Genomic DNA, 20,416 nt, shown 5'->3' on the forward strand with positions numbered 1-20,416 from the left:
ACCAACACAATCGGGGGACACCGTGGCCACACGTAAGACGAAAGTAAAAAGCAGCACCGAGCGGATTCTGGCGATCGATGTCGGCGGCACCGGCTTGAAAGCCGCCATCATCGATGCGGACGGTCAGATGAAAACCGAGCGTTTGCGCGTGCCGACGCCGCATCCGTGCACGCCGGATCAACTGGTGGATGCGTTGGCGAAGCTGGTCGAGCCGCTCATCGAAAAGGAGCCGCCCACGGTGATGTCGATCGGTTTCCCGGGTGTGGTGCGCAACAATCGCATTCTGACCGCGCCGCACTTTGGCGTGGAAGGCTGGCATGACATTCCGCTTGCGGATTCGCTGGCGCAGCGCCTCGGCGGTCTGCCGGTGCGCATGATCAACGACGCGGAAATGCAGGGTTTCGCCGCGATCGAAGGCCATGGTCTCGAGTTTGTGCTGACGCTCGGCACGGGCGCGGGCACGGCGCTGTTTCGCGACGGAGAGTTGATGCCTCACCTCGAGCTTGCACATCATCCCGTCAGCAAAAAGGGCGTGGCGTACGACGAGTACATCGGCGACGCGGCACGCGAGAAGGCTGGAAATAAGCGCTGGAATCGCCGGGTCCAGAAGATAATCGGCATTCTCGATTCGCTGGTGAACTACGACAAGCTGTGGATTGGCGGCGGCAACGCGGCGCGGCTGACGTTCAAATTGCCCGCGAACGTCGCAACCGTATCGAACGATGCGGGGATCGAAGGCGGCGCGCGGCTGTGGCATCCAAAATCATTGCGCGAGACGCGGCAGTTGCCGGAGGCCAATGAGCGGACGGGGCCATTCAAGTGAGGCGTGATTGGCGGATGGATTCGTTGCGCGTCGGCGGAATAAAGCGCCCGGTCGACACGTTTGCCATCCATGGCCGTAACGCGTGTTTGTTGCGCCATGACCTCTTTCCGCTTAGCTAACTTATCCCCGGGGCAGCCAACAATGATTCGAAGCGATACCGCTGGCGTTGCACGACGTCTGTTGTTTGTCAGCGTCTGTGCCGTGCTGACTTTTGCCGCAATGAGTGCCCGTGCGGCCGATGCATTTGCGCTGTCGTCGCCGGGTATGGCCGACGGCGGCACGCTGGATTCTAGCCACGCCGCAAGCGCGAATAATTGCGGTGGCGGGAACGTGTCGCCGGCCTTGCAATGGCGGAACACGCCTGCCGGCACAAAGAGTTACGCCATTACTATTTTCGATCCGGACGGCGCGAAGGGGCTGGGCATTGTGCACTGGGTGTTATATGGCGTCGCGCCGTCGGCGACCGGGCTCGGCGCGGGCGCTACGCCGCCCGCCGGTAGTGTGGCCGGAACGAACCGGACCGGCGGCCCCGGATATTACGGGCCGTGCCCGCCGGTCGGGGACGTTCCGCATCACTACGTCGTACAGATTTATGCGCTTGATCTAGCACCCGACGCATTGCCGGCAGGATTGACGCGCGACGCGTTGCAGGCGGCTGTCAAGGATCACGTGCTGGCCGCGACGAGTACGGTGCTTCGATACGGACGGTGATTTTTATGCCATTGACGGCGGCGGCGCCAGGCAACCGGCGCCGCCGTCATCATCCCAGTACCAACTACCTGGCCGCATCGCCCCAACGATATTCCTGACTGACCTCATCAAGCTGCGCCTTAACCTGTGCATCGAGCACCAGCTCCGAGGCCGCCAGCGTATCGCTCAACTGCTCAGCGCGACTGGCGCCGATAATCGCCGACGTAATCAGCGGATTCGCCAGCACCCATGCCAGAGAAACCCGAGTCAAGGACTCGCCCGTCGGCGTAGCGATCGCTTTCAACTTTTCAATCGTTTCGAACTCGCGCTTATGCCAGTAACGCTCCTGATACATGGCGCCCGCTTTGCCGACGGTTTCGGTGAACCGCCCGGATGCGGGCGCAGCATCCACGCGATGCTTTCCCGTCAACAAGCCACCCGCCAGCGGGTTGTAAGGCATTACGGCTAATTGCTCTTCGGCCGCCAGCGGCAACAACTCCCGCTCGATTTGCCGGAACAACAGGTTATAGCGCGGCTGCACCGATACAAACCGCGCCACGCGCAGCACATCAGCGCGGCCCAGCGCCCGCGCCAGCCGGTACGCCAGAAAATTCGACACACCGATATACCGGGCCTTCCCGGATCGCACGATCACGTCCAGCGCCTCCAGCGTTTCATCGAGCGGCGTGTTCGCGTCGTCGGAATGGAGTTGGTACAGGTCCACGTAGTCCGTGCCGAGCCGCCGCAGCGATGCGTCGATCGCATCCAGCAGATGTTTGCGCGACGCGCCTTGATCCCATGCCGACGGGCCCATTTTGCCGACCGCCTTCGTCGCCAGAATGAAGCGGTCGCGCTTACCCTTCAGCCACCGTCCGACGATTTCCTCCGTGCGCCCGGCAATGCTCTCGCCGCCGCCGAGCGGATAAACATTGGCGGTGTCGATGAAGTTCACGCCGGCGTCCGCCGCCGTGTCGAGGATCCGCTGTGAAACATCTTCTTCAGTCTGCAGGCCAAAGGTCATCGTCCCGAGACACAGGCGCGAAACGGTCAGGCCAGTGCGGCCGAATTTGCGGTATTCCATGGTCAACTCCGGAAATGGACGGAACAGTTACGGTAGGCGGTGTTGTAAAAAGGATAAACGGTGTGGTGATTTCGTGTTCGGTCGCGGGCAAGCGCAAGGGCGGTGGGTCGTTAGTATTTAGAAAGCTTCGCGTGTCGCTCAACTGATTTGTGTAAGTGCCGCGTAGCTCTATCGACGACCTGCGACATCCAGGTCATGTGGGTCAACTCTGCTCAAAGTTGACAGAAGTTGGCGCCCTTATTCGGGACATACGCTGGGTCGTATATTCATCTAACAAATATTCAAAATCGGACTAGGCCGGGCTGCTTAACATTACAAGTTCGTAATATTTTGTTTGGGGTGAGCTATCAAAAATTACGTATTCCATACGTTCGTAAAAATTGGAAACAATTTCATTACACCCGGTAAGCTTCACCGCGATGGATGCATTTTTATGCTTATGGAATGATATCGATTCTCATTTAACCACTAGCCAGCCATCCCGTCGTCCTCGCGCCTAGCAGGAGACCGGCAGCCAGCCAATTGCGGTTTTGTCACCGATTCCATGTCGAGCATGCGGATCGGACAAGCGCACATCCGACGGGATTTCCCATGTTCAATCACACGCCGCTTGCGACTGCGTTAGCGCTAGCTTTTGCCGTTCCATTCGCCACACCCGCTGTCGCGCAAACCGCGCCGCAGGCTGCATCGCAGCCGGCGGCCCAGAACGCACCGTCGGCCACTGCCGACAATGCGACCTTGCCGACCATCGGTGTTGCGGCGCAAGCCGAACAACAGGACTTCCAGGCAGAACGCTCGACGGTCGGCGCCAAGACGCCCACCGCATTGCGCGACATTCCGCAAACCGTGACGGTGATCAACAGGGCTGTGCTCGCCTCGCAAGGCGCCACCTCGTTCCAGGACGCGCTGCGCAATGCGCCGGGCGTGACGATTGGCGGAGCCGAAGGCGGCCAGATCGGTAATAACATCAACTTGCGCGGCTTCACCGCGCAGAACGACATCTATCTGGACGGCTTCCGCGACCGCAACCAGTACTATCGCGACACCTTCGATCTCGAAGAACTCGAAGTGCTGTACGGTCCGTCGTCGATGTTGTTCGGCCGTGGCTCGACGGGTGGCGTGATCAACCAGGTCAGCAAGAAGGCGAACCTGAATGACTCGGCGGAAGTGACGGGCATGATCGGCACCGACGACCGCTATCGCAGCACTGTCGACGTGAACCATAAGCTGACGGACACGTCGGCGATTCGCCTGAACGCATTCGGCCAGAGCCTCGGTTCGACGCGCGACGAGATGAAGAACAAGGACTACGGCATCGCGCCGGAAGTGCGCTTCGGCATCGGCACGCCGACTGAAGTCACGATCTCCGCGCTGATCCAGCACAACTACGACATGCCTGACTACGGCGTGCAGGCGTTGAACGGCCACCCGTCGCCGGTGCCGAAGAACACCTTCTACGGTCTGACCACCGACCGCACAATCCAGGACGTGCAGACGTTCACCGCCGCGATCAAACACAAGTTCTCGGACCAGCTCACGCTGACCAACCAGACGCAGTTTTCGCACTCGATGACCGACGCGCGCGAAACCGCGCCGCAATCGGTATTGACGGGGCCGTTTGCCAACAGCACCGCGCTGACCAATGGCAATTTCACGACGCTGTCGCCGTCGCAACTGTTCATCAAGTTGCAAAGCCACGATCGTGTGATCGAAAACCACTCGCTGTACAACGATACGTCGCTTCAGTACAAATTCGACACCGGGCCGATCAAGCACGAATTGATTGCCGGGGTCGATCTGGGTCACGACAGCTATTCGAATCAGGCCTACACGCGTAACAACTTGCCGATTGTTTCGATGGTGAACCCGGCGTATCTGTCTTCGCCTGCCGGTGTGACCACCACGGTCGGCAACCGCGCCGACTCTGGCTCGAACGAAATTGGCGCTTACGTGAACGACACGCTGTCGCTTGGCCAGCATTGGAAGGTGATCGGCGGTTTGCGTTGGGATCGCTTCCAGGCGCAGATCCACAACACGGTCAGCCTGCCGGGCTATGCGACGCAAACCAACTTCTTCACCAGCGTTCGCGCCGGCGTGATTTATCAGCCGACCGACTGGCAGTCGTATTACGCGTCGTATGGCACGTCGTTCGATCCGTCACTCGAAGCGTTGACCGTGACCAACCTGACGCAGAATCTCGCGCCGGAGTCGACCAAGTCGTATGAAGTCGGCGGCAAGTGGGATCTGCTGGGCGGCAATATCTCGGTGACGTCCGCGTTCTTCCGCGAGGAAATGACCAACGCCCGCACGCAAGTCTCGCCGACCGAATATGAACTCGACGGCGACATCCGCGTCGACGGCTTCCAGGCCGGCGTGACGGGTCACATCACCGACAAGTGGCAAGTGTTCGGCGGCTATACGTACATGGACGCTATCGTCCTGAAGGCGCTCGACGGCACCCAGGGGCATACGCCGGCCAACACACCGCGCAACACGCTGACGTTCTGGACCACTTACGCGATCACGCCGCACTGGGAAATCGGCGGCGGCCCGACCTATATGTCGCCGCGCTACGCGTCGAACACGAACTACGTGCAGGTGCCGGGCTATACGCGCTGGGATGCGACCGCCGCTTATCACGCGAAGAAATACGACGTCCGGCTGAATCTGCTGAACCTGACCAACAAAATGTACTACGACGCGCTCATCCAGTCGGACGGTGGCCGTTCTGTGCCGGGTATCGGACGCACGCTGCTGGCGACGTTCGACTACCGGTTCTGAAGCGTGCCCCATTGATACGGTAGGCTTGCTGTTCTCGCGAATAGCAGGCCGACGTAACGGGGCCAAGGAAACTCAAGATGCTGCTGCACATTCCGAATGTACTGAACGCCGAGCAGTTGCGCTTTGTGCGCGAGCGGCTCGACAGCGCCGGCGACGCATGGGTCGACGGCCGCGCGACCGCCGGTTATCAGGGCGCACCGGTCAAACGCAACCAGCAGATCGCCGAGCATTCACCGATCGCGCGTGAACTCGGCGATGTGATTGTTGCGTCGATCGAGCGCAACCCGCTTTTCATTAGCGCGGCGTTGCCGAACCAGGTTTATCCGCCGCTCTTCAATCGGTACGAAGGCGGCATGCAGTTCGGCAGCCATGTGGACGGCGCGGTGCGCGTGCTGCCCAACGGCGTGAAGCTGCGCACGGATGTGTCGGTGACGCTGTTCCTCTCCGAACCCGATGAATACGACGGCGGCGAACTCGTTGTCGAAGACACCTATGGCGTGCAACAGGTCAAGCTGCCGGCGGGCGACATGATTGTCTATCCCGCCACCAGTCTGCATCAGGTCACGCCGGTCACGCGCGGTGCGCGCCTCGCCAGCTTCTTCTGGGTGCAAAGCCTCGTGCGCAGCGATACGCAGCGCGCGCTGCTATTCGATATGGACACGGCGATTCAACGTCTGAACGCCACGCATGCCGACGATGCCGCGCGCCGCAGCCTCGTCGGGTGCTATCACAACCTGTTGCGCACCTGGAGCGAAACGTGAGCGTACCTGAGGCTATTGAACACCGGCCGGCTGCGGCCATCGACGCCGGGACCGTCGAACCGCAGCGGCTCGATCGCGACGATCAGAAAGCACGGCAGCAGCGCTCGCGCCGCGCCACCTTCGTCAAATGGCTGCGCAAAGTGCACGGCTGGATCGGTTTGTGGGGCGCTGCGCTCGGTCTGCTGTTCGGCACCACGGGCTTTCTGCTGAACCATCGCGGGGGGCCGCTCAAAGTGTCGACCGGCGAGCCGCAGGTGTCGGTCGTGCAGGTGCCGTTGCCGCAACCGGCGCCGCAAACGCCGCGCGAGCTGGGCAAGTGGCTCAAGCAGGAACTGAAACTGGCCGGCAACCCGGGGCGCGCGCAGAAAGAACCGGCGCATCCGGTCGCGTGGGGGGAGCGCAGCATGATCCAGCCGGAGCACTGGCAGCTCAACTTCGCGTCACCGCACGAAAACACCGCCGCTGAGTATTGGGTCGGCAATGGCTATGTGACCGTCAAGCGCAGTGAGAACTCGTTTCTCGCGACGTTGACGAATCTGCACAAGGGCGTCGGCCTGAGCGTCGGCTGGGTGCTGCTGATCGATACGCTGGCGGGCAGCATCATTCTGCTGTCGCTCACCGGCGTGCTGCTTTGGACGGAGTTGAACAAACGCAAAACCGTCGGCGCCGTGCTGGTGATGGGGTCGATCATTGCTGCGGTGTGCATGGGGTTGATTTAAAGAACGCAGCGGGCCAGGCGCGTTCGAAGCGCCGCGCCAGATAACGCCTGCGGCCGCCGCAACGTAGACGTCACGTCGGGCCCATACCCGAGGCGCGTGGTGATGAATGCCGGCGCACACGCCCGGCGTGCTGCACGGCCGCCAGCGGACAAGTGGGCACTCGCGCTAGAATCTTCGCAGACCGCCAAAACCGTTGGCCCTGCCGGAATTCTACCGATGACGCCATCCCCCAACCAGGTCGACGCCGCGCTGATATCGCGGCGTTCGATCCGTGCCTTTTTGCCCACGCCGGTGGCGCGCGCCGATATCGAGGCGATACTCGAAGCGGCCAGCCGCGCCCCCTCGGGCACCAATACCCAGCCGTGGAAAGTGTATGTGGTGACGGGCGAGTCGCTCGCGCGCCTGTCGCAGGCATTGGTCGCGGCCTATAACGACCCTCAGCGCGACGCGCTGTATCAGGAAGAATATCGCTACTACCCGCACCAATGGGTGTCGCCGTACATCGACCGCCGCCGCAAGATCGGCTGGGATCTGTACAGCCTGCTGGGCATCGAAAAGGGCGACAAGGCGCGCATGCATGAACAGCATGCGCAGAACTACCGGTTCTTCGGCGCGCCGGTCGGCCTGTTCTTCACGATCGAACGGGTGATGGAGCGCGGCAGCTGGCTCGACTACGGCATGTTCCTGCAAGCGATTATGACGGCGGCGCGCGGGCGCGGCCTGGATACCTGTCCGCAGGCCGCCTTTACGCCGTTTCATCGGGTGATTGCCGAGCATCTCGGCTTGCCGTCCGAAGAGCAACTGGTGTGCGGCATGTCGCTCGGTTTCGCCGACGAAAACGCGCTGGTCAATACACTGCGCACGGATCGCGAACCGGTCGAGCGGTTCACGCGATTCCTCGATTGATCCCGATCAACCTCGATCGACGGGCATCCCCGCTTCCCATCGGACCATGATGAAAACCTCACGCCGCCATTTTCTGATGCTGAGTGTGGGCGTGAGCTCATCGCTCATGCTGTCCCGCTTCGCGTTCGCCGACACCGCGAACGCACTGAGCGAAGCCGATCCGAAAGCGCAGGCCGTCGGCTATAAAGAGGACGCGTCGAAGGTCGACAAGGCAAAATTCCCTGATTACGCCGCCGGACAAACCTGCGCCAACTGTTCGCTGTTTCAAGGTAAGACTACCGACGCCTATGGCGGCTGCACGCTGTTCGGCGACAAGCAGGTCGCCGCGCGTGGCTGGTGCAGTTCGTATTCGAACATGTGACTGGGCCCAGCGGCCGCAGCACGCTGGTACGGGTGATTAAAACTACCTTTGGCGGGCTAGTTCAAAGCGTCCAGTATCAGGTCATACGAATGGCCGATCCACAGCGCCGCATCGCGGTGATCGCGCAAGGCGTCGCCGGTATTCGGATGCAGAAAAATATCGAGCGCACCGTGATTCAGCGTGAGCCAGCCGACGAGCTCGGCGAACTGCGCCTGGGTGAATGCAAGCTGATACGACCACATTGGATGGGGGCCGACCGGACGTTCGTGAAAGCGGCCCAGTTGCAGTTTGCCGTTCCAGTGTGCTTCGATTTGCTCGCGAAAGGTCCACGCGGCGTCGCGACTGTCTGAATCGAAATAAACATGGGCGTGCCAGCTCTCGATGGCCGAGGTGTCGCGAAAGGTCATAGCGGGTTTCGTTCCGTCTTTGTCAGACATTCCATTCTGCTTGAGTTTTCGCTGGCGCGTGCGGCGCTCGCCAGATGTTCGGTCATGATGGCCTTGCGGGCGCTCAGTCTCATGGTTCATGTCTGAAGAAATCGCCACGCTGCGCCGATTCAGCAAACTGGCTTGCCAATCCCCCTCGTTTCGCGCAATTGCATTCTGGCGCACTCACATAAACTGTTTTCCATGGAGCGACAAGTCACCGAGCCCATCGACGCGGTCTTCCCCCGCGTTGTTTTGAACCGTACCGTTGATGGCAGTTTGCCGCGGTTGTCCCACGTGGCAGGGCAGTAAAGCAGTAGGAAGTCGAAGCAATGCAAATAGTGCGCAATCGCAGTATCCATGCGCACAGATCAGCAGGGGGTTGCAGCGAGGTGATGTTGGATACGAGGGACCGAGCTGTAATGCAGTAGCGTCGTAACGCAGTAGCAGTTCAAGTAGCAACAGCTTTGGTAGTTGTGGTGGTTATCGGTCGGCAAGCATCCACGCGCCTGTACGACTCTGCCATCCTGTCAGGCCCTGTTCCTTCGCGGGAACAGGGTTTTTTTTCGTCCGTCCGTCCAATGCGACTTGTATTTAGTCGATCGGAACTTATATGGGGGCGTTGCGTTTCCCGCCAACTGCAGCGGAAAATCGGCGTACGCACGGCGAGACGCCGCGCACATTCGAGACTTTGAGTTGTTTAAGTCTGTCTTAATAGTTGCTTGCCATGATGGCTACACAGACTCACATTAAGGGCCTGTCAAGCCGCCGGCATATCGGCGGCGTTTGCCACCGGAGAGCACAATATTCGGTGGCAAAGCCGAGAGTTAGCGAAGGAGATTGAATCGATATGTCCAGCAAATCGCGAGTCCGCAAGCACACCCAGCCAGCCATGTCCCCGCTGCTGCGCGCGCTCACCTATAGCCGCACCGCCCACGAGCCGGTCACCATGGCGATGCTCCTGCAGTGCTACACCGCCCTCGATGCGTTCCGGCGCGGCCGGGGAACGCGGGATTTGCACGTGACCTTGAGCCGGCATTTGCTGGTGTCGCAAGAGTTGGCGCGTTTGGGACTCGGTGAGGACGTCATTGCCGATATCGAAAGCGCGCATGCGGCGATGGTGCAGCTCGACGCGCGTGAGCATCAAGACGGCGCCTGGATGCTCGAGGACGGCGAATACACCCGTCTTTGCACGGCGCTGGCGATTCTGGATGGGCAACTGTCGGTCGCATCGCTGAGCGAGATCGCGAACGCGGAAGCGAAGATGATCGAGGGGCTGATGAGATCGGCCCATACGCAGGCAATTGTCGAAGCGACGGTTTAACAACGTCGTGCCCTGCTGCAGCTAGCGCCCAAACCAAGAACGCCCTGCATGGGGCGTTTTTTTTGCTGCAATGCAAGTCCTGTCGTTAGCGTGAGTTAATCCGATGCTTCCGGTTAAAGCGCTGCGGCTATAATCCCCAGCATGAAATTTCTGCGGACCTTGCTCCTCCTGTTGCTGTGCGCTGCGCTGCCCATTAGTGGGCTGGCGGCCAGCGGCTTGACCGGAGAATGTCCGATGCAGATGAGCATGGGCATCGACGAGAGCGATGCAATGTCGGCTGACATGCCCGGCTGCGAGTCGATGCATTCATCGCAGACCGAAAAGGCCAAAGACTTTTTCTGCAAGTTCACGACGCAATGCCAGCTCGGCAGTCTGTATCACCCGGTCTCTCCGGCCGGAATAACCCGGCCTGCCGGGCTATCGAGCACCGTTGTTTTCCACTACGCGCAGTCGCTTCCGGTCCGTGAGCCGACCGGGCCGTGGCGACCTCCTCGCGCCATCTGATCCCTTGCTGACAGGTTCACCGCATTTGCGGTGAGGTCGTCCTGCGTCCAGGACGTGGACTCCCATTGGGAGTTCGCCGTTGGGGTTAGAACATGCCATTCATTTTTCGCACGCCGTCAAGCCGGCGTGCACCACTGCGCGCGCGCTCGCTTTTCGCCGCGCTGATTCTCGCGGGCGGCGCGGCGCACGCTCAGGAAACAAGCTATACGCTCGACGCGGCGCTTCAGGCCGCGACCGACCGCTCTTCTGCCATGGGGGCCGCACAGGCTTCCGTGCGCGCCAGCTCCGATGCCGCGGTCCGGGCGGGGCAATTGCCCGACCCGATGCTCAAAGCGGGCATCGACAACCTGCCGGTCAACGGCGCGCAACGGTTCACCATCGGTCAGGACTTCATGACGATGCGCCGTATCGGCATCGAGCAGGAATGGGTGTCCGGTGATAAACGCCGCCTGCTCTCCGCCCAGGCGAACGACAGGGTGGATCGCGAGCGAGCCGGCTATCTGCTGCAGCTCGTGAACACACGGCAACAGACGGCGGCGGCGTGGTTGAACGCCGTCTATGCCAAGGGGGCGCTCGCGTTGCAGCAGGAGCTGGTGCGTCACATGGGCCACGAACTGGACGCGACGAAAGCGTCTTACCGCGGAGCCAAGGTAACGGCGGCCGACGTCGTGCAAGCTCAGGCGACGCTCGCGCAGACGCAGGATCAGTTGCTCAAGGCGCAACAGACGTTTCAAACCGCATTGATCGGCCTGTCCCGCTGGACTGCTACGCCTGTGCTCGACGTCAGTGGCGAGCCACCGGAGCCGCAATCGTATGTGTCCTCTCTGCCACCCGATGAGCTTCGAGACGTCCAGCCTGTGCTCGTGGCCGCGTCGCGGGATATCGCCGTCGCCGACGCCGATACAGCGGTCGCCAACAGCGATCGCCGTCCCAACTGGAGTTGGGAAATCTCTTATCAGCAGCGTGGCGGACAGTACTCGAACATGGTGTCGGTCGGCGTCAGCATTCCGCTGCCGATCAATCGCAAGAATCGCCAGAACCGCGACGCCGACGAAAAGGCGGAACTCGGCACCAAGGCACGGCTGATGTACGAAGACGCGCAGCGGCAAGTCGAAGCCGATATCCGCACGCAATCGGCGGCGCTCGCCAGTGGTCGCGAGCGCATCGCCCATCTCACCGATTTCCTGCTGCCCGCTGCGGACCGCCGGGTCCAGCTCGCTGCCGCGGCCTATCAGGCGGGGAGCGGGTCGCTCGCGGATGCGTTTGCTGCCAGACGTGCACTGCTCGACGCTCAGCTACAGGTGCTCGACCTTCGACGCGAGGTGTCCCAGACATGGGCCCAGCTCGAATATCAGGTCGTGCCCGCGTCGATGTCCATCAGCCAGTGAAGGAGAACACCATGCACAAGAAACAACTGGCACGCGCGGTTCTCGTTGCGTTTGCCGCCGCCGCTTTGTTAGGCGCGGGCTACGTGGCCGGCACGCGCCATTCCACGCAGGCGGATTCGGCTTCGGCCGCTACGACATCCGCCGCAGGCGACAAGATCGATCCGAAGACCGGGCGCAAGGTGCTGTATTGGCACGACCCGATGGTTCCGAATCAGCATTTCGACAAACCGGGCAAGTCGCCTTTCATGGACATGCAGCTCGAACCCGTCTTCGCGGATGACGCCGGACCGAGCGGCATCAAGATCGATCCGGGCTTGCAGCAGAACCTCGGCATCCGCTACGCAACGGCGCGACGGCAGGAGGTCACCGAAGGATTCGATGCCGTGGGCATCACGCAATTCGACGAATCACGCGCCGACGTGGTGCAGTCGCGCGTCACGGGCTACATCGACCACCTGTACGCGGGTGCACCGATGCAGCGCATAGCGAAAGGCGCGCCGATCGCGTCGCTCTTCGTGCCGGACTGGCTGGCGCCGCAGGAAGAGTACCTCGCGCTCAAACGCAGCGGCATGGACAGCAGCATGCTCGAGGCCGCTCGCGCGCGCATGCGGGCGATGTCGATACCCGATGGTGTCGTTGCGAATCTCGACCGGAGCGGAAAGGCGCAGACACACGTTGTGCTGACCTCGCCGGAAACGGGCGTGGTCAGCGAACTGAACGTCCGCGATGGCGCCATGGTGACGCCCGGGCAGACACTCGCCAAGATCGCCGGGCTCTCCACGTTGTGGCTCGTCGTCGAAATACCGGAGGCCCTCGCGTTGACCGTGCATCCCGGTGCGCCGGTCGATGCGGCATTCGCGGGCGATTCCACCCAGCGTTTCAAAGGGCAGATTCGCGAAATCCTGCCGGGCATCAGCACCGGCAGCCGTACGCTGCAGGCTCGCCTCGAGATCGACAACGCAGCATTCAAGCTGACGCCGGGCATGTTGATGCGCGTGCGGGTCGGCGCGCAGAAACCGGTCTCACGTCTGCTTGTTCCATCCGAAGCGGTTATCACGACCGGCAAGCGCAGCGTGGTTATCGTCAGGAACGGTGATGGCCGTTTGCAGCCGGTGAATGTCACCGTCGGCAAAGATGCTGGCGACGAAACCGAAGTGTTGAGCGGCCTCGCCGATGGCGATCAGGTGGTGGCGTCCGGCCAGTTTCTGATTGATTCCGAAGCCAGCCTCAAATCGGTTCTTCCGCGGCTCACGGGGAGCGCGAACGCGGGCCCGAGCGCGCCAGCGTCCGCATCCGCATCCGCATCCGCATCCGCCGCGTCCGACGCATCCCAAACGTACGAAACCACCGGCCGCGTCGAAAAGGTGACCGCTGAAGACATCACCTTTTCCCACCAGCCGGTCCCGGCTTTGGGCTGGGGCAAGATGACAATGGCATTCGGCAAACCGTCGCCGACAGCCTTTCCAGACGCAAAACCCGGTGACGTAGTGCACTTCGCATTCCGGCAGACGGACAGCGGCTACCAGTTGACGACAGTCGAACCGGCAGGAGGCGCCAAATGATCGCGCGCCTTATCAGATGGTCCATTCACAACCGCTTTCTGGTGCTGCTTGCCACCGTGCTCGTCACGGCATGGGGCGTCTACTCGGTGACACAAACGCCGCTTGATGCGCTGCCTGACCTGTCCGACACGCAGGTCATCATCAAGGCCTCGTACCCGGGCAAGGCGCCGCAGGTCGTCGAAGACCAGATTACTTATCCTCTCACCACGACGCTGCTCGGTGTACCAGGAGCGAAAACCATTCGCGCGTATTCGTCATTCGGCGATGCGTTCGTCTATGTTCTGTTCGACGATAAAACCGACCAGTATTGGGCGCGTTCCCGTGTGCTCGAGTATCTGAACCAGGTGCAGAGCAGGCTGCCTGCTGGCGCGAGGGTATCGCTCGGACCTGATGCAACCGGTGTCGGCTGGGTCTACGAATATGCACTGGTCGACCGGAGCGGACAACACGACCTGGGACAGCTTCGCGCCCTGAACGACTGGTTCCTCAAGTTCGAGCTGAAGTCGGTACCGGATGTGTCCGAGGTCGCGAGCATCGGCGGCATGGTGCGTCAATATCAGGTTGTGCTCGACCCGGACAAACTACGCGCTTACGGCATCACGCAGGCGACAGTCGCCGACGCATTAGGCAAAGCGAATCAGGAATCGGGCGGTTCAGTCGTCGAGATGGCGGAGTCCGAATACATGGTGCGCGCGTCGGGTTACCTGCGCACGCTCGATGACTTCCGCAACGTCGTCCTGCGTACGAACGAAGCCGGTACGCCGGTGCTGCTGGGTGACGTCGCGCGGATTCAGATCGGACCCGAGATGCGGCGCGGCATCGCCGAGCTGAACGGCCAGGGCGAAGTGGCGGGCGGCGTCATCGTGATGCGCTCCGGCAAGAACGCGCTGACCACCATCGATGCGGTGAAGGCAAAGCTCGCCGACCTGAAGCGTTCGCTGCCTGCGGGCGTGGAAGTCGTGACAACGTACGACCGCTCACAGCTGATCGAGCGCGCGGTGGACAACCTGAAGGACAAGCTCATCGAGGAGTTCATCATCGTCGGGCTTGTCTGTGCGGTCTTTTTGTTCCATCTGCGCAGTGCGTTCGTCGCGATCCTGTCGTTGCCGCTGGGCGTGCTGGCCGCTTTTATCGTGATGCGGTATCAAGGTGTGAACGCGAATCTGATGTCGCTGGGCGGCATTGCAATCGCCATCGGCGCGATGATCGACGCGGCCATCGTGATGATCGAGAACGCGCACAAACATCTCGAAGCGTATGAGCACGCGCATCCGGGCAAGGCGATCACTTCGGCTGAACGTTGGGAGCTCATTGCCACGTCGGCCGCGGAGGTCGGGCCGGCGCTGTTCTTTTCGTTGCTCGTCATCACGCTGTCGTTCATTCCAGTGTTCTCGCTCGAAGGCCAGGAAGGCAAGCTGTTTTCTCCACTCGCGTTCACAAAGACCTACACGATCGCAGCGGCAGCGGGGCTCTCGGTGACGTTGGTGCCGGTGTTGATGGGGTGGCTGATCCGCGGCCGCATTCCGCACGAGAACGCGAACCCGATCAACCGCGTGCTGATCCGGCTCTATCGGCCGGTGCTGGAGGCGACGTTGCGTCGACCGTGGGTTGCGATCGGTCTGGCCGTGGTGGCGCTCGCGGCGTCCGCGATTCCGCTTTCGCAGCTCGGCGGCGAATTCATGCCGCCGCTCGACGAAGGCGATCTGCTGTATATGCCGACGGCGCTGCCAGGCATCTCGACGGAGAAAGCGAGTGAATTGCTGCAGCAGACCGACCGGCTCATCAAGACTGTCCCGGAGGTGCAAACCGTGTTCGGCAAGTCCGGCCGCGCTGATTCGGCGACCGACCCCGCGCCGCTCGAGATGTTCGAGACCACGATTCAGTTCAAGCCACGCAGCGAGTGGCGGCCCGGCATGACGCCGGAGAAGCTGGTCGACGAACTGGACCGCACCGTCAAGGTGCCGGGGCTTTCGAACGTGTGGGTTCCACCTATCCGCAATCGGTTGGACATGCTGTCGACGGGGATCAAGACGCCGGTCGGCGTCAAGATTTCGGGTCCTGACCTCGGGCAAATCGACCAGGTCGCCGCGCAGGTCGAAGCGGCGGTCAAGACCGTGCCCGGTGTGACGTCCGCACTCGCCGAGCGCCTGAACGGCGGCCGATACATCGACGTCGATATCGATCGGCTGGCGGCGGCGCGCTACGGCCTGGCGGTGGCTGACATCCAGTCGATCGTGTCGACCGCGATCGGCGGCGAAAACGTCGGCGAGGTCATTGCCGGGCGGGAGCGCTTTCCGATCAACATCCGCTATCCACGCGAGGTGCGCGATTCGCTCGAGAAGCTGCGCGAGCTGCCGGTCGTGACCGAGCGTGGCGCGCAAATCCGGCTAGCCGACGTGGCGCACATCACGATTGCCGACGGCCCGCCGATGATTCGCAGCGAAAACGCGCGGCTCGCCGGCTACGTGTACGTCGATATCCGCGACACCGATCTGCATTCGGCCGTGCAGGCCATGCAGCGCGCGGTCGCTGAGAAAGTGACGCTGCCGGCGGGGTATTCGATTGCGTGGTCCGGTCAGTTCGAATATCTGGAGCGGGCGGCGACGACGTTGCGCACGGTCATTCCGGTGACGCTGGTGGTGATTTTCGTGCTGCTCTTCCTGACGTTCAACTCTGTGGGTGACGCGCTGCTGTTGATGTCGACGGTGCCCTTCGCGCTGGTTGGCGGTTTCTGGTTTATCTGGATGCTGGGGCATGCCGTGTCTGTTGCGACGGCCGTGGGATTCATTGCGCTCGCGGGTGTGGCGGCGGAGTTCGGTGTCGTGATGCTGCTCTACCTGAAGGGCGCGTTGAATCGCCGACTCGACGCGGGCGAGCCGCTCACTGAAGCGCTGCTTCTCGACGCGATTCGAGAGGGTGCGGTGCAGCGTGTGCGTCCCAAGGCGATGACGGTCGCGGTTGTGCTCGCCGGTCTCATACCCATCATGGTCGGCCACGGCGCCGGCTCGGAAGTCATGCAGCGCATTGCTGCGCCGATGGTCGGCGGAATGATCACGGCGCCCATTCTTTCGATGCTGGTCATTCCCGCAGCGTGGTTCCTGTTGCAACGCCGCCGCGCGAAACGTCTGCCCGACCCACGGCTTTCTCACGCAGTCCCTTCCGGCACAACCGTGCCCACTACTCAAACTGGAGAACTTCAATGAAGAAATGGAGTGTTGCCTTTGCTTGTACTGCTTTCGCCGCCATTGCTGCGGCCCCCGCGTTTGCGGGCGACGATATGGCGGGGATGAACATGTCCATGAAGCCGGCGGCTTCAAAGGACTCGCCGAATGCGGCGCTGACGGATGCGGAGGTGAGAAAAGTGGACCCGGCTTCCGGCATGGTCACGCTGAAACACGGCGCGCTGCAGAACGTCGGGATGCCGGCCATGACCATGGCCTTCAAGGCGAAGGATGCCGCGATGATCAAGCAGATTCACCAAGGCGACAAGGTGAAGGTGCGCATTGAAGATGTCGACGGCACGATGACTATCGTGAAGCTGGAAAAAGCGTCGTGATGCGTCGTTGATGCAAACTCGCAGGCTTGTTGCTTCGGCCTGCGAGTTTCCAGGGCTGCGGCCGGGTGGGTGGCCGATTGAATTCCTGCGCTAGACTCTCAGCACGCCCGGTGGTGGCGACCCACAAGGAGACCGGTGTCATGGAACGCGCTGAATTCCTCGCCGTCACGCGGCAACTGGCCGCCGCCGCTGAACTTCTGGCCAAGGCCGGTCCGGAGGACTGGCGATTCGACGCGTTCCAGATGCTCGCGTTTTTTCGCCGATACGACCAGCCGGGTGCCGGTTCGAATGCAGTCGTAACGTTCAACGACGAATTGTTCGCGAGCACCGGCCATGCTGCGCTGACGCTGGCGGGACGCAACGAGTTTGCTGCGTCCCACGCGCTTCTCGAACAGGCCCGATCGCTGTTGCCGGCCATGTGAAAGCCGCTGCGATGGGCCGGCGTTGCTTGTTTGTCCTGCTCTAATCGTTGTACTTCGTAATATCGAAGTACGCAGTCCCATTCTGCCCACCGCTCAACTGCACGAGCCGCGAACCACCCGACGTCAACGCCGGGAACGGGCAATTCGTGCAAGTCTGCGCGCCCAGAGAATTGACCCCTGCGGAGACCGTCGTTTGATACTGACCAAACGTAGTGTTGTTCGGCGCGCCGACCGAGAAGCCGTCGACTTCCGTCGTCGAACCGCTGGCCGTTCCAGGGTAAGCCTGAATTTGCACGGACGTCACCGGATACGCGAGATTCTGTCCGTTCACGAGGCTCGACCACGTCACGCTCATTGCGTACTGCACGCCGGCCAGCGACCCGGCTGGCGTGAGGAACTGAGTCGCGAAGTCCGGCAGCAGCGTCGGCCACGCCACCGTGCTGCCCGCCGCCGCGTTCAACGGGCTGCCCGGATTGATGATCGACGACTGACCGAGTTGCGCACCGTTCTGGTCATAGAACGTCACGGTGTAGGTCGAATAGAGCGGCACGGTGCTCGCGTCGATCGGTTGCGCCGAGTAGTAGCCGCTCGAAGCCGGCGGCGTGAAGTTCGCGGTCGACGACAGCGATTGCCATGACCAGCGATACAGCGACGTATTGCTGCTGGTGGTGGCGGGCGACACCGGTGCCGCGCTCAACGTCAGCTCCGACAGCCCCAACGTGCTGCTGCCGACCGCATTACGCTGCATCAGCCAGACCGGCGCAGCGAGGCCAGGTCCTGTCACGGAAGCCGAATACACCGACGGATTCGACGCGGTCGGAATCGCAATCGTGAGACCCGACTCGTACCGGTTCACATCATTCAGCTTCGAATCGAGGAAGGTGCGACGCTGGATTTGCGACATGATCGACACAGCGAATTGCGATTGATCGCCGATCAGATCCCAGCCGAGTTGCGTGCCGTTGGCGAGCGTGACGGGCGTGGGGAGCTGTTGCGCAATGGTGTAGAGCACACCGGCTGCCGTGCCGCTTGCCAGCGTGAACGGCAACTGCACAAGCGCAAGCTGCTTGCCGTTGCGTGTGAAGAAGGCGAGCGTCTTCGGCGAACCGAAGACCGCGCCGGTCAAGGTTGCTTCCGTCAGACCGTGGGCTATGGCCAGATCGGTCGAGCCGCTTTCGAGGTAGGCTGAGTCGATGGCCGGCGAGCATGACGTGTTGAGCGTGCCGTTTGCCGCGCACGCAGTCAGCAGGGATGCAAGCGGCTCCAGATAGTTGGCGGCCGCGGGCGGCGCTGCCAGCGTGATCGACTGGGCGGTCTGGTTGTTCAGCGCGACCGTCGTGCCCGGCGCCGCATTCGATAGCAGCAACAGGCCGCCGTTGGCCGCCGACACCAGCGACACCGTGTCGATCACCGCGTCGGCGCCGGTGTGGTTCGGCGTAAAGGCCATCCCGATGGGATCGAAGCCCGCCGTCTGGATGCCGTTCTGCGTGAGGATTTTCGCCAGCAGCGTGTCGAGCGTGATGGTGGCGATCTGCACGGACGGCAGCGTTACTTTGGCCAGTACCGTGGTAGACGCGAGGTCGAGCGGGTTGCCCGAGGCCGTCAGCATGGCGGCAATCGCGGTCGTCAACGTAGTGACGTTGACGACGGCCGGCGCCGTGCCGTTCGGCAGTTTGGCGAGCACAGAGACGAGCGGGGCGGAGACGCCGGCGGCGTCGGTGGCGACGATCAGGAACGGTGCGGTCATACCCTTCACCGAGATCGTGTACGCGCCCTGGATGTTGGTGGTTGCCGTGGCCTGAGCGCCGGTCGCATCGGTCAGCGTGACGGTCGCGCCCACCAGGGCGGTGCCGGTCGCGACCGTGCCGCTCACCGAGGTGGCCGTGACCGCCGGCGTGCCCGACGACGTCGAGCTGGAACCCCCGCCGCCGCCGCAACCGCCAAGTTGGAACAACGCAAAGGCCACGGCGGCCGCGACGCCGCTACGCACTAACGATCGATGCATGAATTTCCCCGATGCCCTGTTTATATGGACTCGTCTGTTATGCCGGCAGATTATGTATGCCGATGAGTTTGATTGTATTTGCCGCGCTGGTTCGCCGGATTGAAAGCAGATTATTTGCTGGCTTTAGTCCACGCAGAATGCGTTCACGGCTTGCGCTTAAGCGTTGGGAGAATACTTCAAAGTGGCGCTGCTGTGTCAGCGGCGGATGCGGCGGCACACAGGCTTGAATAGGGAGAATATGAAGGGCGCTCGCGGGGTGCGAACCGAACCCATCATATTCTCCGACCGAATCGGTTCAGACAGATCAGGCGCTCATTACTTGCCCAGTTCGTGTCCGATAATCCCGCCGGCTACCGCGCCGCCGACCGTGCCGACCGCGCTATGATCGGTCGCTTCGTTGCCGATAACGCCGCCCGCCGCCGCACCGCCCAGGGTGCAGCCGGCCGTCAATGTCAGTAGCGCCAGTGCCATTGCAATGACGCCCAGGCCAGATCGGTTCCGCATGATGTCACCTCGGATGTATGTCGATACAACCGAAGCAGCAATCCCCATGCCGCATCTGTATTACGAGTCTCCGTAGCGCTTGCGGTTCGCCGGTGCCCGCGCGGTGAAACGGGTTTGCTGGCGTCATCCGCGCTTGCTAGACTGCCTTTCGCAACCCAACTGCAAGCGCGTTTTTTGCCGTCGTACGCCTGCCTGGCGTTCACGTCCGCAGCGCGATCAATCGGAGACGCCATGTCGTACATGCTGCTTATCGTCGAACCCCCGAATCAGCGCATCGAACGCGGTGAGCAGGCGGGGCGCGAGGTTTATGACCAGATGGTGCGTTTCGCGAACGGCCTCAAAGAGCGCGGCAAGCTGATCGCGGCCGAAGCACTGACCTCCTCCAGTGACGCCGTGCGCGTTCAGGTGCGCGACGGTCAGGCAAAACTGCTCGACGGCCCGTTCGCCGAAGCCAAGGAAATGATCGGCGGCTTCTTTCTGCTCGATTGCGAAAGCCGTGAAGAAGCGGTGGCGATCGCGCAAGCCTGCCCAGCGGCCACGTGGTGCACCGTCGAAGTCCGTAAGCTGGGGCCGTGTTTCCTGTAAGCGGGCTCGCCCATTCGCC

19 protein-coding genes are annotated in these 20,416 nt (G+C 62.0%); 15 read left to right on the top strand and 4 right to left on the bottom strand.

Annotation, left to right across the window (positions count from 1 at the left end; genetic code table 11):
* Nucleotides 1-22: 22 nt before the first annotated feature.
* Both PQQ95_RS09405 and PQQ95_RS09410 read left to right on the top strand, forming a co-directional pair.
* Nucleotides 23-823 (top strand): ROK family protein, encoded by an 801-nt coding sequence (locus PQQ95_RS09405; protein ID WP_408437091.1) that lies wholly within the window; start codon nucleotides 23-25, stop codon nucleotides 821-823.
* A gap of 141 nt (nucleotides 824-964) precedes the next feature.
* Entirely contained in the window at nucleotides 965-1,534 is a 570-nt protein-coding gene (locus tag PQQ95_RS09410) for a YbhB/YbcL family Raf kinase inhibitor-like protein (protein ID WP_408437093.1), read from the top strand.
* A 64-nt stretch (nucleotides 1,535-1,598) separates the two neighbouring features.
* On the opposite strand, the gene PQQ95_RS09415 is transcribed toward PQQ95_RS09410, so the two are convergent.
* Nucleotides 1,599-2,594, bottom strand: coding sequence for an aldo/keto reductase (locus PQQ95_RS09415; RefSeq protein WP_408437094.1), 996 nt, complete (start codon nucleotides 2,592-2,594; stop codon nucleotides 1,599-1,601).
* 591 nt (nucleotides 2,595-3,185) lie between these two features.
* On the opposite strand from PQQ95_RS09415, the gene PQQ95_RS09420 reads away from it, so the two are divergent.
* The 5 genes from PQQ95_RS09420 (at nucleotide 3,186) to PQQ95_RS09440 (ending at nucleotide 8,122) form a co-directional block, all read left to right on the top strand.
* Nucleotides 3,186-5,375 (top strand): TonB-dependent receptor, encoded by a 2,190-nt coding sequence (locus PQQ95_RS09420; protein ID WP_408437096.1) that lies wholly within the window; start codon nucleotides 3,186-3,188, stop codon nucleotides 5,373-5,375.
* A 77-nt stretch (nucleotides 5,376-5,452) separates the two neighbouring features.
* Nucleotides 5,453-6,136 carry a Fe2+-dependent dioxygenase gene (locus PQQ95_RS09425; protein WP_408437098.1) on the top strand — a complete coding sequence of 228 codons (684 nt, stop codon included), beginning with the start codon at nucleotides 5,453-5,455 and terminating at the stop codon, nucleotides 6,134-6,136.
* On the top strand, nucleotides 6,133-6,855 hold the full coding sequence (locus PQQ95_RS09430) for a PepSY-associated TM helix domain-containing protein (protein WP_408437099.1): 723 nt from the start codon (nucleotides 6,133-6,135) through the stop codon (nucleotides 6,853-6,855). Before PQQ95_RS09425 ends, PQQ95_RS09430 begins: the two co-directional genes overlap by 4 nt.
* 216 nt (nucleotides 6,856-7,071) lie before the next feature.
* Nucleotides 7,072-7,761 carry a nitroreductase gene (locus PQQ95_RS09435; protein ID WP_408437100.1) on the top strand — a complete coding sequence of 230 codons (690 nt, stop codon included), beginning with the start codon at nucleotides 7,072-7,074 and terminating at the stop codon, nucleotides 7,759-7,761.
* Between the two features lie 49 nt (nucleotides 7,762-7,810).
* Nucleotides 7,811-8,122, top strand: a complete 312-nt coding sequence (locus PQQ95_RS09440) for a high-potential iron-sulfur protein (RefSeq protein ID WP_408437450.1) — start codon at nucleotides 7,811-7,813, stop codon at nucleotides 8,120-8,122.
* Between the two features lie 56 nt (nucleotides 8,123-8,178).
* Here the strand turns inward: PQQ95_RS09440 and PQQ95_RS09445 are convergent, their stop codons facing one another.
* On the bottom strand, nucleotides 8,179-8,529 hold the full coding sequence (locus tag PQQ95_RS09445; protein ID WP_408437451.1) for a DOPA 4,5-dioxygenase family protein: 351 nt from the start codon (nucleotides 8,527-8,529) through the stop codon (nucleotides 8,179-8,181).
* 868 nt (nucleotides 8,530-9,397) lie between these two features.
* Between PQQ95_RS09445 and PQQ95_RS09450 the strand changes: the two genes are divergently transcribed.
* The 7 genes from PQQ95_RS09450 (at nucleotide 9,398) to PQQ95_RS09480 (ending at nucleotide 17,303) form a co-directional block, all read left to right on the top strand.
* Complete coding sequence (locus PQQ95_RS09450) at nucleotides 9,398-9,871, top strand: hypothetical protein (RefSeq protein WP_408437102.1); 474 nt, start codon at nucleotides 9,398-9,400, stop codon at nucleotides 9,869-9,871.
* Nucleotides 9,872-10,012: 141 nt separating this feature from the next.
* Nucleotides 10,013-10,375: a hypothetical protein gene (locus PQQ95_RS09455; RefSeq protein WP_408437104.1), complete on the top strand. Its 363-nt coding sequence runs from the start codon at nucleotides 10,013-10,015 to the stop codon at nucleotides 10,373-10,375.
* Nucleotides 10,376-10,467: 92 nt separating this feature from the next.
* Complete coding sequence (locus PQQ95_RS09460; RefSeq protein ID WP_408437105.1) at nucleotides 10,468-11,763, top strand: TolC family protein; 1,296 nt, start codon at nucleotides 10,468-10,470, stop codon at nucleotides 11,761-11,763.
* 11 nt (nucleotides 11,764-11,774) lie between these two features.
* Nucleotides 11,775-13,325: an efflux RND transporter periplasmic adaptor subunit gene (locus tag PQQ95_RS09465; protein WP_408437106.1), complete on the top strand. Its 1,551-nt coding sequence runs from the start codon at nucleotides 11,775-11,777 to the stop codon at nucleotides 13,323-13,325.
* Nucleotides 13,322-16,528: an efflux RND transporter permease subunit gene (locus PQQ95_RS09470; RefSeq protein WP_408437108.1), complete on the top strand. Its 3,207-nt coding sequence runs from the start codon at nucleotides 13,322-13,324 to the stop codon at nucleotides 16,526-16,528. Before PQQ95_RS09465 ends, PQQ95_RS09470 begins: the two co-directional genes overlap by 4 nt.
* A complete protein-coding gene (locus tag PQQ95_RS09475; protein ID WP_408437109.1) occupies nucleotides 16,525-16,881 on the top strand; it encodes a copper-binding protein in 357 nt (118 codons plus the stop codon). Before PQQ95_RS09470 ends, PQQ95_RS09475 begins: the two co-directional genes overlap by 4 nt.
* A 140-nt stretch (nucleotides 16,882-17,021) precedes the next feature.
* Entirely contained in the window at nucleotides 17,022-17,303 is a 282-nt protein-coding gene (locus tag PQQ95_RS09480; RefSeq protein ID WP_408437110.1) for a hypothetical protein, read from the top strand.
* Nucleotides 17,304-17,343: 40 nt separating this feature from the next.
* Here the strand turns inward: PQQ95_RS09480 and PQQ95_RS09485 are convergent, their stop codons facing one another.
* Nucleotides 17,344-19,308, bottom strand: coding sequence for a hypothetical protein (locus PQQ95_RS09485; RefSeq protein WP_408437112.1), 1,965 nt, complete (start codon nucleotides 19,306-19,308; stop codon nucleotides 17,344-17,346).
* Between the two features lie 315 nt (nucleotides 19,309-19,623).
* Nucleotides 19,624-19,779 carry a glycine zipper 2TM domain-containing protein gene (locus tag PQQ95_RS09490; RefSeq protein WP_408437452.1) on the bottom strand — a complete coding sequence of 52 codons (156 nt, stop codon included), beginning with the start codon at nucleotides 19,777-19,779 and terminating at the stop codon, nucleotides 19,624-19,626.
* A 264-nt stretch (nucleotides 19,780-20,043) separates the two neighbouring features.
* Between PQQ95_RS09490 and PQQ95_RS09495 the strand changes: the two genes are divergently transcribed.
* Complete coding sequence (locus PQQ95_RS09495) at nucleotides 20,044-20,397, top strand: YciI family protein (protein ID WP_408437114.1); 354 nt, start codon at nucleotides 20,044-20,046, stop codon at nucleotides 20,395-20,397.
* Nucleotides 20,398-20,416: the final 19 nt, after the last annotated feature.

This window comes from Paraburkholderia caffeinilytica, from assembly GCF_046030355.1.
Taxonomy (GTDB): domain Bacteria; phylum Pseudomonadota; class Gammaproteobacteria; order Burkholderiales; family Burkholderiaceae; genus Paraburkholderia; species Paraburkholderia caffeinilytica_B.